This window comes from Sphingopyxis sp. EU05-FHT14B03 (assembly GCF_058790875.1).
The window spans coordinates 106,283-119,965 of the sequence record NZ_JBYTDC010000002.1; the positions used below are offsets into that span (position 1 = coordinate 106,283).

General features: G+C 68.1%; 9 protein-coding genes and 1 pseudogene. All 10 read left to right on the forward strand.

What is annotated here, in order from left to right; genetic code table 11:
- Positions 1-305: 305 nt before the first annotated feature.
- On the forward strand, positions 306-965 hold the full coding sequence (locus tag AC3WS4_RS09625; protein WP_056346818.1) for an XrtA/PEP-CTERM system exopolysaccharide export protein: 660 nt from the start codon (positions 306-308) through the stop codon (positions 963-965).
- 52 nt (positions 966-1,017) lie between these two features.
- Positions 1,018-2,565, forward strand: coding sequence for an XrtA system polysaccharide chain length determinant (locus AC3WS4_RS09630; RefSeq protein ID WP_492739108.1), 1,548 nt, complete (start codon positions 1,018-1,020; stop codon positions 2,563-2,565).
- A 14-nt stretch (positions 2,566-2,579) separates the two neighbouring features.
- The gene (locus AC3WS4_RS09635) at positions 2,580-3,614 is read left to right on the forward strand and encodes a P-loop NTPase family protein (protein ID WP_492739107.1); all 1,035 of its coding nucleotides are present in this window, start codon (positions 2,580-2,582) and stop codon (positions 3,612-3,614) included.
- A 2-nt stretch (positions 3,615-3,616) separates the two neighbouring features.
- Positions 3,617-5,344 (forward strand): hypothetical protein, encoded by a 1,728-nt coding sequence (locus AC3WS4_RS09640; RefSeq protein ID WP_492739106.1) that lies wholly within the window; start codon positions 3,617-3,619, stop codon positions 5,342-5,344.
- Positions 5,345-5,357: 13 nt separating this feature from the next.
- Positions 5,358-6,320 (forward strand): annotated as a pseudogene (locus tag AC3WS4_RS09645) (XrtA/PEP-CTERM system-associated ATPase); the annotation flags it as partial.
- Between the two features lie 795 nt (positions 6,321-7,115).
- The gene (locus AC3WS4_RS09650) at positions 7,116-7,976 is read left to right on the forward strand and encodes an XrtA system polysaccharide deacetylase (protein ID WP_492739105.1); all 861 of its coding nucleotides are present in this window, start codon (positions 7,116-7,118) and stop codon (positions 7,974-7,976) included.
- Entirely contained in the window at positions 7,973-9,019 is a 1,047-nt protein-coding gene (locus AC3WS4_RS09655) for a FemAB family XrtA/PEP-CTERM system-associated protein (protein WP_492739104.1), read from the forward strand. The genes AC3WS4_RS09650 and AC3WS4_RS09655 overlap by 4 nt, the downstream gene beginning before the upstream one ends.
- Entirely contained in the window at positions 9,019-10,224 is a 1,206-nt protein-coding gene (locus AC3WS4_RS09660) for a TIGR03087 family PEP-CTERM/XrtA system glycosyltransferase (protein ID WP_492739103.1), read from the forward strand. Before AC3WS4_RS09655 ends, AC3WS4_RS09660 begins: the two co-directional genes overlap by 1 nt.
- The gene (gene xrtA, locus AC3WS4_RS09665; protein ID WP_492739102.1) at positions 10,221-11,738 is read left to right on the forward strand and encodes an exosortase A; all 1,518 of its coding nucleotides are present in this window, start codon (positions 10,221-10,223) and stop codon (positions 11,736-11,738) included. Before AC3WS4_RS09660 ends, xrtA begins: the two co-directional genes overlap by 4 nt.
- A gap of 13 nt (positions 11,739-11,751) precedes the next feature.
- Positions 11,752-13,647, forward strand: coding sequence for an XrtA/PEP-CTERM system amidotransferase (locus AC3WS4_RS09670; RefSeq protein ID WP_492739101.1), 1,896 nt, complete (start codon positions 11,752-11,754; stop codon positions 13,645-13,647).
- Positions 13,648-13,683: the final 36 nt, after the last annotated feature.

Consider the following 13,683-nt stretch of genomic DNA (forward strand, 5'->3'; position numbering starts at 1 on the left):
AAGCGTTGGGGAGGGGGACCGCCGCGAAGCGGTGGTGGAGGGGTTGAAAGGTTGCACCGACGCCTGACGGCGTCGACCCCTCCGTCAGCCCTGCGGGCTGCCACCTCCCCAACGCTACGCGATGGGGAGGATCGGAATGGCCATTTCTGTCCCGAACCGGCACAGAGTGCGACGAACGCGGCGAGAACCTAGCCGACTACTAACGGTATATTCACCCTTTTCGGTCATCGCTGACCCTGACGCATTGGCTTTCGCCCCGGGCATTTAGCTCGCGGCGACGCCGCTGCCGCAGGAAAGGTGATACCATGACGACGTCCTTCCCCGCCCTTCGCGCCGCGCGCGTGGCCCTCGCGTGCGGGATCGCCGCGACCGCGCTGACCGGCTGCATGGGCGGCGGCGCCGCCGCGCCGCAGCTGCCGAGCGCGACCTTCGTCCAGAATCAGGAAGGACCCGGCGAGGAATATATCATCGGCCCGCTCGACGAGCTGCAGATCTTCGTGTGGCGCAACCCCGAGCTGGGCGGCAAGGTCCAGGTCCGCCCCGACGGCCGCATCACCACCCCGCTGATCACCGACATGCCCGCGGTCGGCAAGACGCCGACGATGCTGCAGCAGGACCTCAAGCTCCAGCTCAGCCAGTATATCACCGACCCGATCGTCAGCGTCATCGTCACCAGCTTCAACAGCACTTTCTCGCAGCAGGTGCGCGTCGTCGGCGCGACCGAAAAGCCCGCGTCGATCCCGTTCCGCGCCAATATGACCGTGCTCGACGCGATGATCGCGGTCGGCGGCCTCGGCGAATATGCCGCGGGCAACAAGGCGCGTCTCGTCCGTTACGACAAGGGCAGCGGCAAGCAGCATGAATATGGCCTGCGCCTCAACGACCTCGTCAAGCGCGGCGACATCAAGGCGAACGTCCGGCTCCAGCCGGGCGACGTGATCATCATCCCCGAAAGCATGTTCTGACGCGTTACCGCGCGGCCGACTCCCCAAACCTGCCAAGGACTGAAACCAGACAATGAACGGCCTTTACGACGAATTCCGGGTGGCGCTGCACAGCGTCTGGACGCGCCGCTGGCTGGTTCTGGCCGTGGCATGGGGCATCTGCATCCTCGGCTGGCTGGCGATCGCCTCGATCCCCAACCGGTATGATTCGCGCGCCCGCCTGCTCGTCGACATCAACGAGATCGTCCCCGCCGACAGCCAGAGCGGCCCCTATGCCGATCGCGCCCAGATCGACCAGATTCGCGAGACGCTGACCAGCGCGCGCAACCTGGAAAAGGTCGCGGTGACCACCGGCATGCTCCCCGCCGGCGCCGGTGAGCGCGAAAAGGCCGGCGCGGTCGCGATGCTGCAAAAGAATATCAAGGTCATCCCGCAGCAGGAAAATATCTTCGAGATCACCTCGTCGATCGGAGTCGGCAGCCTGTCCGACGCCGACAATGCCAAGCTTGCGAGCGGCGTCCTCGACAGCCTGATCACCGTGTTCCGCGACGAACAGCTGCGCGGCGGCCGGATGACCGCGCGCGAGGGGCTGAAGTTCCTCGACGCCCAGCTCGCCGACCGCGAAAAGGCGCTCGGCGAGGTCGAGGCGCGCCGCGCCGCTTTCGAGGCGAAGAATATCGGCCTGATCTCTAGCGGCACCGGTTCGCCCGGCCAGCGTATCGATGCCGCGCGCGCCGAGCTTGGCCAGATCGAGACCCAGCTCGCTGCGGCGCAAGGCTCGCTCGCCGCCGCGAACGGCCAGATGGCGTCGACCCCGGCGACGATCAACGTCCCCGGCATGGGCGGCGTCGGCGGCGGTGTCGCGCGCCAGCAGCTCGCCGGGGCGCAGAACGAACTGTCGTCGATGCGCGCGCGCGGGCTGACCGACGCGCACCCCGACGTCATCGCGCTGAAAAGCCAGATCGCATCACTGAAAGCCATGGCCGACCGCGAAGGCACGGGCGCCGGTGGCGGCGGCAACGCCCAGAACCCCGCCTATGCGACGCTGCAGGCGATGCGCGCCGAACGCCAGGCGACCGTCGCGGCGCTGTCGTCGCGCAAGGCGCAATTGTCGGCTGACATCAACCGCATCACCACCGCGCAGATCCAGAACCCCGGCGTCGCCGCCGAATATGAGCGGATCAACGGCGAATATACCGCGCTCAAGGCCCAGTCGGACCGGCTGATGGCACAGCGCGAACAGGTGCGCATGCGCGGCGAGGTGCAGACCGAAACCGATGCGATCAAGGTCGAACTGCTCGACCCGCCGACGAAACCGACCTCGCCCGCGGCACCGAACCGGCCGTTGTTTCTGACGCTTGTGCTGTTCGCGGGCATCGGCGGCGGCATCGGGGTCGCCTTCGGCCTCGGTCAGGTGCGCACCAGCTATGCGACCGCGGCCAAGCTCGAACGCGCCAGCGGCCTGCCGGTCATCGGATCGATCACCGAGGTCGTGACGCCCGAACGGCACGCCGATCGCAAGAAGAAACTCGTCTGGCTCGCGGGGGGCAGCGGCGCGCTGGTGGCGCTGTTCGTCCTGCTGCTGGTCGCCGAATTCGTCCAGCGTGGCATGGTCGCGTGACGGGGGACAAGAAAATGAACGAACATCGCCCCATCAAGCGCACGCCCTCGCTGCTCGAACGCGCCGCCGACATGTTCGGCACCGATCCCGCCGCCGGCGCGCCGACGATCGACGTCTCGGGCCTGCCCGAAGAGCCGGTCCGCAAGGGCAAGGCGAAGAAAAAGGCCGAGCCAGAAGCGGCGGTGACCCCCCCGCTTACGCCGGAGGCCGAAACGCTCGATCCCGTCGTCGAGGCCGCGCCCGCGGTCGAGGCGGCGCCGAAACCGTCGCCGCGCAAGGATATTGCCAGGGCGGCGCCCGCCGTCGTGCCGACGCGTCAGGGAACGATCGACCGCGAACGGCTCGCCGCCAGCGGCATGATCGTGCCGGGCGCGGCGGTCAGCGGCATTTCCGAAGAATATCGCATCGTGAAGCGCGAACTGATCCGCAACTTCGCGGGCAGCGGCAGCCGTCCGGTGTTGCCGCGCGGCCACCGCGTGCTGATCGGCTCGGCCAACCCGGGCGAAGGCAAGACCTTCTCGGCGGTCAACCTCGCGCTCAGCCTTGCGGTCGAAACCGACCATGACGTGCTGCTGATCGACGCCGACATCGCCAAGCCCAGCGTGCTGAACGCGCTCGGGCTGGAGGACGGTCCCGGGCTGATGGACGCGCTCGCCGACCCGCACCTGCCGCTCGGCGACTGCCTGATCCAGACCGATATTCCGGGGCTGAAGGTCATGCCCGCGGGCACGGCGCATATGCACGACACCGAATTGCTCGCCTCGGCGCGTACCGAAACCTTGCTCGCGCAGCTCGAAGCGGGGGCGCCGGGCCGGATCATCATCCTCGATTCGCCGCCGGTGCTCGCGGCGTCGCCCGCCGCGGTGCTCGCCGGCCATGTCGGCCAGCTGATCATGGTGGTGCGCGCCGATACGACGCTCGAAAGCGCGCTGCGCGACGCGATCGGGCTGATGGGCGCCTGCCCGCACATCCAGCTGCTCCTCAACGGGGTCAAATATTCGCCGGGCGGTCGCCGCTTCGGCACCTATTATGGACAAGGAGGCGCCTGACCATGCGCACCACTCTCCCGTACGCACGCCATGGCGTCATGACGGCGGTTGCCTTGCTGCTCGCGGGCACCGCGACCAGCGCGCATGCGCAATTCTCGGGTCCCGAAGGCGGCAGCGGTGATGGCGCTGCGTCGTCGGCACCGGCCTCGGCCGAAAGCGGCACCGGCAAGCGCGACGAGCGCGGCCAGAAGCGCAGCAAGCGCACGGTCGAAGTCACACCCTATCTCGAAGTGGGGCAGGTGCTGCAGGCCGATCTCAAAAATGATGGCGATGTGCTCACCTACACGACGCTCGCCGCCGGGGTCGACGCGGTCATCGCGACGCGCCGCGCCGAAGTCGCGGCGACGCTGCGCTACGAATATCGCATCGGCGAATCGGGCGGCCTCGGCGATTCGGACACGATCAGCGGGCTGCTGCGCGGCCGTTACGAACTGGCGCGCGGGCTGAATGTCGAGGCGGGAGCGCTCGCGACGCGCACCCGCGCCGACGGGCAGGGCGCCGACAATCCGATTTTCGTCGGCAATGGTTCGAACTCGGCCGACGTCTATTCGATCTACGCCGGCCCGACCTTTGCGCGCCGCATCGGCGGACTCGACGTCGGCGCCGGTTATCGCTTCGGCTATAACAAGGTCGAGGTCGATACCCCTGCGGTGCTGCCGCCGGGCGCGACCAGCCAGGATATTTTCGACAGCTCGACCAACCATGTCGCGTGGGGCAGCGTCGGCCAGCGGCCGGGCGACCTGCCGTTCGGCTGGCAGGTGTCGGGCGGTTACGAACGCGAGGATGCGACCCAGCTCGACCAGCGGTTCGAGGGCAAGTTCGCCCGCGCCGACGTGACGGTGCCGATCGGCCCGACCGTCGCGCTGCTTGGCGGCGTCGGCTATGAAGATATCGAGATCAGCGAACGCAACCCCGTCGTCGACGCGAACGGCGTGCCGGTCCGCGACGCGAACGGGCGCTTCGTCACCGACAAGTCGAGCCCGCGCCAGCTGTCGTTCGACACCGACGGGCTGATCTGGGACGCCGGCGTGATGTGGCAGCCCAGCCGCCGCACCTCGCTGACCGCCAAGGTCGGGCGCCGCTATGGCGACACCATCTACACCGGCAGCTTCTATTACCGCCCCGGCCATGCGACGCAGATCCAGGTCGGCGTCTACGACGGCATCTCCAGCTTCGGGCGCGGGCTTTCCGCTGGCCTCGCCGGCCTGCCGACGCAGTTCGACCCGACGCGCAACCCGATCGACGGCGATATCAACAGCTGCCAGTTCGGCGCGCAGGGCGGCGGCTGTCTCAACAACGCGCTGTCGAACGCGACCGGCGCGCAGTTCCGCAGCCGCGGCATCCAAGGCATCTTCACCAGCCGCGCCGGGGCGTGGAGCTATGGCTTTGGCGCCGGTTACGATCGCCGCCGCCTGCTCGTGCCCGCGCTGTCGCAGATTGCCGACCTCAACGGCGTGACCGACGAGAATTATTATCTCTTCGCGTCGATCGGGCGCCAGCTCGGCCGCGATGCCGATCTGTCGTTCAGCGGCTTCTACAATTATTTCGACAATGGCTCGCCGGGCGCGACCGACGTGCAATCCTATGGCGCATCGGCGGTCTATTCGCAGCGCTTCTGGCGCGGCCTGACCGGCAGCGCGGCGGCCAGCATCACCGGCTTCGACCAGGACGGTTTCAACAGCCAGCTCGTGGCATCGGCGCTGTTCGGTCTGCGCTACAATTTCCGGTAACGGGGAAGATAATATGTACGATCAATATTATGGCTTTACGGGACGTCCTTTCCAGCTGACGCCGGACCCGAATTTCTATTTCGAGAGTGGCACCCACCGCAAGGCGATGTCCTATCTCGGCTATGGGCTGGCGCAGGGCGAGGGCTTCATCGTGATCACCGGCGACGTCGGCGCGGGCAAGACGACGCTCGTCGGCCATCTGATGAACACGATCGACCCCAACCGCCTGACCGCGGTCAAGCTGGTGTCGACGCAGGTCGAGGGCGACGACCTGCTCCGCCTCGTCGCCGAACAATTCGGGCTCGACTGGGAAGGCGAGAGCAAGGCCGAGCTGCTGCGCTCGATGGAACAATATCTGCGCGAACAGGCGCGCGCCGGCCGCCGCACGTTGCTGATCGTCGACGAGGGGCAGAATCTCGCGATCTCGGCGCTCGAAGAATTGCGCATGCTGTCGAACTTTCAGCTCGGCGGTCATTCGCTGCTGCAGATATTCCTGCTCGGCCAGCCCGAATTCCGCCAGACGCTGTTTCACTCGCCGCAGCTCGAACAGCTGCGCCAGCGGGTGATCGCGACGCATCATCTGGACCCGATGGAGCCCGAGGAGGTCGAACCCTATATTCTCCACCGCCTCGGCAAGGTCGGCTGGACCGGCAACCCCAGCTTCAGCCCCGACGCCTTCGAGGAAATCTTCGATTACAGCGAAGGCGTGCCGCGCAAATTGAACGTGCTGGTCAGCCGCCTGTTGCTGTTCGGCGCGGTCGAGCAACAGCATCGCATCACCGCCCAGCATGTGCGCGACGTCGTCGCCGAGATCGAGGCCGATCGCGGCATCGACGCGAAGACGCTGGTGCCGCCGGCCCCGGTCGAACCGGCTTTTGCCGCACCTGCACCCGCGCCCGCCGCCTTCGCACCGGCGCCGGTGGCGTCGCTCGCGGCGATGGCGGCCCCGGCACCGAAGCCCGAACCGGTGTGGCCCGAACCCGCGCCCGTGGCGGAAGCCGAACCCGAAGAAGCGCCGTTCGAACTTGTCGAGGCCTTCGTCGAACCCGACCCCGTCGTCGCGCCGGTCGAACCCGAAGCTGAACCCGAACCCGCGCCCTTTGCCGCCCCGGCCGCCGAGGTCGAAGCGCCGCTCGAATGGCCGGCTGCCGCCGCTATCGCCGAACCGGCCGTCGAAGCCGAAAGCGTCGAAGCGGCGCCGCCGCCCTTCGCCGCCCCGGACGAAGAAGCCCCCGCCATGGGCCTCGAACGCCTGTCGATGCGCGCCGCGCTCGAAGAGGTCGACATCCTGCCGCCGTCGCACGCCGCGACGAGCTTCGTCGAAGCCCGTTCGCTCGTCGCCGAACAGCTTGGCCTCGCGCCCGCGGCGGCCGCCGAAGTCGAACCCGTTGCCGAAGCGCGGCGTTTCGCCATTGCCCCCGACCCTGTCGAAGCCGCGGTCGAGCGGGAAGCAGAAGCATCCGAACCGAGCGCGGCCTTCGCCGAACCCGAAGCGATCGCACCCGAACCGGTCGAAGCCGAGGCGTCGGCCGACGCCCCGGCCGCCGCATTGGTCGACGAGGCGCAACTGGTCGCCCTCCAGCGCCAGCTCGCCGGGCTGGAGGCGCGGATCGCCGAGCAGGATGTGGCGCTGCGCCGTGTGCTTGATTTGTTGATCGATTGGGTCGAACGCGATCCGGCGAATGCGCCCGATCCGACGCTGACGCAGACCTGGGCCGCCTGACGGCGTCCCGGTCGCGGCTAGCTGCCGGATCGATGAAGGTGAGGGATCATGCAGAATGGCCTGTCGGTCGATGTCGAGGACTGGTTCCAGGTCGGCGCCTTTGAGCGCGTGATCGACCGCGCCGACTGGCCGGCGCTCGAATGCCGGGTCGAGGCGAATTGCGACGCGGTGCTGCAACTCTTCGCCGAGGCCGGGGTCAGCGGTACCTTCTTCACATTGGGCTGGGTCGCCGAGCGCTATCCGGCGCTGATCAAACGCATCGTCGATGCGGGACACGAACTCGCGAGCCATGGGTACGACCACCAGCGCGTGTTCGCGATGACCCCCGACGCTTTTGCGGCGGACCTGAAGAAGACGCAGGCGATCCTCGAGGATCTCGGCGGCGTGCCCGTGCGCGGCTATCGTGCGCCGAGTTTCTCGGTCGACCAGCGCACCCCCTGGGCGCATCCGATCCTCGCCGAGCAGGGCTATGCCTATTCGTCGAGTGTCGCGCCCGTCGTGCACGACCATTATGGCTGGCCCGCCAGCCCGCGCCACGCCTGGCGCCCGGTCGCGGACAGCGATCTGGTCGAATGGCCGGTCACCACCGCGCGCTTCGCCGGGCGCACGCTTGCTGCCGGGGGGGGCGGCTTCATGCGCCTGCTTCCCTATGGCTTCACCCGTTGGGCGATCGCGCGCATGAATGCCGAGGGGCATCCCGCGATCCTCTATTTCCACCCATGGGAAATCGACCCCGGCCAGCCGCGCGTCGCCGACGCGCCGCTCAAATCGAAAATACGCCATTACAGCGGTCTCTCGGCCATGGCGGGCAAGCTGCGGAAGCTGCTCGACGATTTCGAATGGACGCGCGCCGACGCTTTGCTGCCCGCGCAACAGGGCCGCGCCGTGCCGTGGAAGCAGGCGGCATGAACGCGCCCGCACATCCGGTTGCCGCGCCGCTGCCCGACGACGCGGCGTGGGACGCCTATGTCGCCGCGCACCCCGACGCGACGCCTTTTCACACGCGCGCCTGGTGCGAGGCGATCACGAGGGCGACGGGGCACAAGCACCATCTGATCGCGCAGCGCGATGCGGCGGGGCAGATCGTCGGCATCCTGCCGCTCCACCATGTCCGCTCGCCGCTGTTCGGGCAGGCGCTCGTCGCCAGCGGCTTCGCGGTCGGCGGCGGCCTGCTCGCCGACAGCCCGGAGATCGCCGCCGTCCTTGCCGATGCCGCGATCGACCTCGCGGGCTCGCTCGGGGTCCCGTCGATCGAATTGCGGGGTGGTTCGTTGCCAGAGGGATGGCCTACCGAGGAGGGTGTCTACGCCGGCTTCGCGCGCGACCTTGCCAGCGACGAAGAGGCCGAACTTCTCGCCATCCCGCGCAAGCAGCGCGCCGAGGTCCGCAAGGCGCTTGGGAGCGATCTGAAGGTCACCGTCGGCACCGACGAAGCCCACCGCGCCGACCACTACCGCGTCTACGCCACCAGCGTCCGCAACCTTGGCACGCCTGTGTTTCCCAAGTCTTTGTTTTCGCACGTTCTTGACGCCTTCGGACCCGACGCCGACATCCTCAATGTGCGCAACGATCGTGAAGTTGTGGCGAGCGTGCTCAGCCTCTATTGGCGCGGCACGGTGATGCCCTATTGGGGTGGCGGGCTCGTCTCGGCGCGGAGCTTGCGCGCCAATGAGCTGATGTACTTCGCGCTGATGAACCATGCGCGTTCGAAGGGCTGCGCCCGCTTCGACTTTGGCCGCTCGAAACTCGGCACCGGGCCGTACAGCTACAAGAAGAATTGGGGCTTCGAGCCCGAAGCACTAACCTATGCGCGTTGGCTCGCCGAGGGCGAAACCCCGCGCGACACCAACCCGACCAGCGCCAAATACCGGCTGCAGGTCGATCTGTGGAAAAAACTCCCGCTCTGGGCCGCCAACCGCATCGGACCGCTGATCGCGCGCGGACTGGGTTGATGGCCGAAATCCTGTTCCTCGTTCACCGCGCGCCCTGGCCCCCCGACCGCGGCGACCGCATCCGCAGTTGGCATATGTTCGAGGCGCTGGCGAAGCTCGCGCCCGTCCATGTCGCCGCGCTCGCTGACAATGACGCCGAGGCCGAGGTCGCGCGTCGCAAGATGGCGCCGCTCTGCGCGAGCCTTGCCATCGAGGTGCGCAAGGTGTCGCGCCCGCTCGCGCTGGCGCAGGCGGTGTTGCGCGGCGAACCGGTTTCGAACCGATTGTTCCGGAACGCCGCGCTGGCGCGCCACGTCGGCGGCCTGATCCGCCACGGCGAGATCAGCCATATCGTCGCCTTCTCGGGCCAGATGGCGCAATATCTGCCCGCCGATTTCGCCGGCCCGGTGCTGATGGACTTCGTCGACGTCGATTCGGCCAAATTCGCCACCTACGCGGCGCAGGACAAGCGCCAGCCGCTGCACTGGGTCCATGCGCGCGAGGCCGACCGGCTTGGCGCCTATGAGGCCGAAGTCGCGGGCCGTGTCGACGCCAGCCTGTTCGTCAGCACCGCCGAAGCCGCCCTGTTTCGCGGTCGCAGCGGCCTTGATGAGGACAGGGTCCGCGCGGTCGAGAATGGCATCGACACCGACACATTTGATCCGTCCTTGCCGCACGATCCGGTCGGGCAGGGCGAAGGCCCGCTCGCGGTGTTCACCGGCCAGATGGACTATCGGCCGAATATCGATGCGGTGCGCTGGTTTGCGACCGACATATTGCCGCTGATCCGCCGGTGCCATCCGGCGGCGCGCTTCGCGATCGTCGGCCGTGCGCCGACCGACGAGGTCAAGGCGCTCGCCAGCCTGCCCGGCGTGACCGTCACCGGCGAGGTGCCCGACGTGCGTCCCTGGCTCGCCGCCGCCGATGCGGTGGTCGCGCCGTTGCTGCTCGCGCGCGGCATCCAGAACAAGCTGCTCGAGGCGATGGCGATGGCGCGGCCGGTGGTCGCGAGTACCGCCGCTGCCGAGGGCATCGATGCGACGCCCGGCGATCATCTGCTCGTTGCCGACGGGGCTGATGCCATGTCGGCCGCGGTGTGTTGGCTTTTCGACGACCGCGATCGCGCGCGGGCGATGGGCCAAGCCGCCCGCAAACGGATGGTCGCGCGCTACGGCTGGGATGCCCGCCTCGCGCCGCTCGGGCAATTGCTGGGGCTCGCGGCATGATCGCGGGGGCGGCGAACCTCGTTCGTCCGAAAAGCTGGACGCGCTGGCAAGCGCATCTGGCCGCGCTGACCGGGCTGTCGGCGGCGATCCTCGCGCTCTTTCACCGGGACGCCGCCGATATGGCGGGCATCTGGTGGCACAGCTCGACCTTCACCCACTGCCTGCTGATGGTGCCGATGATCGGCTGGCTGGTGTCGCAGCGCGCCGCGCTGCTGCGCCCGCTGACCCCGGTCTTTTGGTGGCCGGCGCTGATCTGGATGGCGGGTGGGGGGCTGGTGTGGCTCGTCGGCGAAGCGGCGGGCGTCGGGCTGTTCCGCCAGCTCGGGCTGGTGCTGATGCTGCAGGGCGCGGTCGCGGCGACGCTGGGCGAGAAGCTGGTGCGCGGGCTGCTCTTCCCGCTCGCCTACGCGCTGCTCCTCGTGCCGTTTGGCGAGGAGTTGGTGCCTTTGCTCCAGACGCTCACCGCACATATCAGCATCGTGCTGCTCCATCTGATCGGGCTCGACGCGCATATGGAGGGGGTGTTCATCACCACCCGCGCCGGTTTCTTCGAGGTCGCCGAGGAATGTTCGGGGATCAGTTTCCTGATCGCGATGTTCGCTTACTCGACCTTTGCCGCGCATCTCTGTTTCAAAAGCTGGGCCCGGCGCATCGTCTTTGTCGTCGGCGCGCTCGCGACGACGATCCTCGCCAACGCGCTGCGCGCCTGGGGCACGATGGTCGCCGCCGAAATCTGGGGGATCGAGGCGGCTGGCGGGATCGACCATATCTTTTACGGGTGGATCTTCTTCGGACTCGTCATCCTGATCGTGATGCTCGTCGCGCGCCGCTGGTTCGACCGGCCGGCGAACGATGTCGCGGTCGATGTGTCGGGGCTTCAGGGCGCGCCGCGCTTTGCGGGCGCCGCGAAGGCCGTGCTGCCCGCTGCGCTGGCGGTGCCGCTGCTGTTCGCCGGTTGGGCGGCGCTCGTCGGTGCGCGCTCGGCGCCGCTGCCTGACAAGATGGAGATCGCCGTCCCCGCCGGCTGGACCGAGACGATCGGCGAAGGCACCGTCTGGGCGCCGCGTTTCGATGGTGCCGACCAGCTCTGGCTCCGCCATTTCATCGATGGCAAGGGGCGCCGCGTCGCGGTCGGACTAGGCGGCTACGAACGGCAGGACGAGGGGCGCGAGGTCGTCGCCTTCGGGCAGGGCGCGATCGATCCCGACAGCCAATGGGCGTGGAGCGCGGCGGTGCCCGCGATCGACGGGGGCAAGACCGAAAAGCTTCTCCATCCCGGTCCGGTGCTGCGCGATGCCGTGACCTTTTACGTCGTCGATGGCGCTGTAACGGGTAGTCCGCGCGCCGCGAAGCTCGCGGGGCTCAAGGCGCGCCTGCTCGGCGGCGACCCGCGCGCGCTGTCGCTGATCGTGTCGAGCGAGCAGCGGCAGGGCGGGGTATCTGCGATCACCGATTTCGTTTCCGCGTCGGGCGGAGCGCAGGCGATGGCTGACCGCGCGCTGAAACTGCGCTAGAGCCTCGCCGAATATGTGTGGGATCGCGGGCCTTTATCATCTGGACACGGCAAAGCCGGTCGATCCGGCGCGGCTGCGCGCGATGCTCCATCCGATGGCGCATCGCGGCCCCGACGGCACCGGTGTGTGGACCGCGCCGGGCGTCGGTCTCGGCCATCTCCGCCTCTCGATCATCGACATCGCCGGCAGCCCGCAGCCGATGGCGAGCGACGACGAGGCGGTGACGCTGACCTATAACGGCGAAATCTATAATTTCCGCGAGCTGCGCGCCGAACTCGAGGAGCGCGGCCACCGTTTCCGCACCAGCGGCGACACCGAGGTGATCATCGCGGCCTGGCGCCAATGGGGCGTCGAATGCCTGTCGCGGCTCAACGGCATGTTCGCCTTCGCGCTCCACGACCATCAGCGGGGTTGCCTGTTCCTCGCGCGCGACCGGCTGGGGGTGAAGCCGCTTCACCATGCGCGGCTGTCGGACGGGTCGCTCGCCTTTGCGTCCGAGCTCAAAGGCCTGTTGCGGCATCCACTGCTCCGGCAGGAAGCGAACATCACCGCGATCGAGGACTTCCTCGCATTCGGTTACGTCCCCGACGACAATTGCATCGTCGCGGGGGTGCAGAAGCTGCCCGCCGGCCATTATCTGCTGCTCGAACGCGGCAAGCCGGTGCCCGCGCCGACCTGTTGGTGGGCACCCGATTTCTCGAAACGCATCCGCGCCAGTGAAGGCGAAGCCTCCGAGCATCTGACGCACCTGATGCGTGCCGCGGTGACCGACCGCATGGTGTCCGACGTGCCGCTCGGCGCTTTCCTGTCGGGCGGTGTCGACAGCAGTGCGGTCGTGGCCTTGATGGCGGAGGCGAGCAGCAAGGCGGTCAAGACCTGCACCATCGGCTTCGACCAGGCGGCGCTCGACGAGACCGCCTACGCCCAGCAGATCGCCGAGCGCTTCGCGACCGACCACCGCACACGCACCGTCGCGGCGAGCGACTTCGACCTTGTCGACCGGATCGCGGACATGTTCGACGAACCTTTCGCCGACGCTAGTGCGCTGCCGACCTATCGTGTTTGCGAACTGGCGCGCGAAGAGGTTACCGTCGCGCTGTCGGGCGATGGCGCTGACGAGGCGTTCGCGGGCTATCGCCGGCTGGTGTTCCAGCATCAGGAGGAAAAGCTGCGCGGGCTGATCCCCGGGGTGCTGCGCCGCAATTTGCTCGGGCCGCTGGCGAAGGTCTGGCCGCAGATGGACTGGGCGCCGCGCCCGTTGCGCGCGCGCGCAACGCTCGCCAGCCTGTCGAAGAGCGGCGCCGAAGGCTATGCCGAGGCGGTCGGGGTGACCGGCCCCGACCAGCGCGCGCGGCTGTTCAACGATGCGGCAAAAAACGCCCTTGGCGATCATGTCGCCGAGGTGCGTTATTGGCAGGCGATGGCCGACGCGCCGGCGCGCGAACCGCTCGATCGTGCGCAATATGCCGATCTGAAAATCTGGCTGCCCGGCGACATATTGACCAAGACCGACCGGATGAGCATGGCGGTGAGCCTCGAAGCGCGCGAGCCGTTGCTCGACTATCGCCTTGTGGAATTCGCTGCGAGCCTGCCCGCGTCGATGCGGGTGAAGGGCGGCACCGGCAAGGCGATCATGAAGCAGGCGATGGAGCGTTACCTGCCGCACGACATCCTCTATCGGCCCAAGATGGGGTTCGTGACCCCGGTATCACACTGGTTTCGCGGCCCGCTGGTCGAACAGGCGAAGGCGCTGGCGACCTCGGCGACGCTGGCGCGATCGGGGTGGTTCGACATGGCCGAGATCGAGCGCGTCGTCGCCGCGCACCAGAGCGGACGGCGCGATCACGGGCGGCTGATCTGGCAATTCTTCATGCTGGAAAAGTCGCTGGCGAAATTGTTCGGGATATAATCCCCCCTCCCGCCTGCGGGAGGGGCCGGGGGAGGG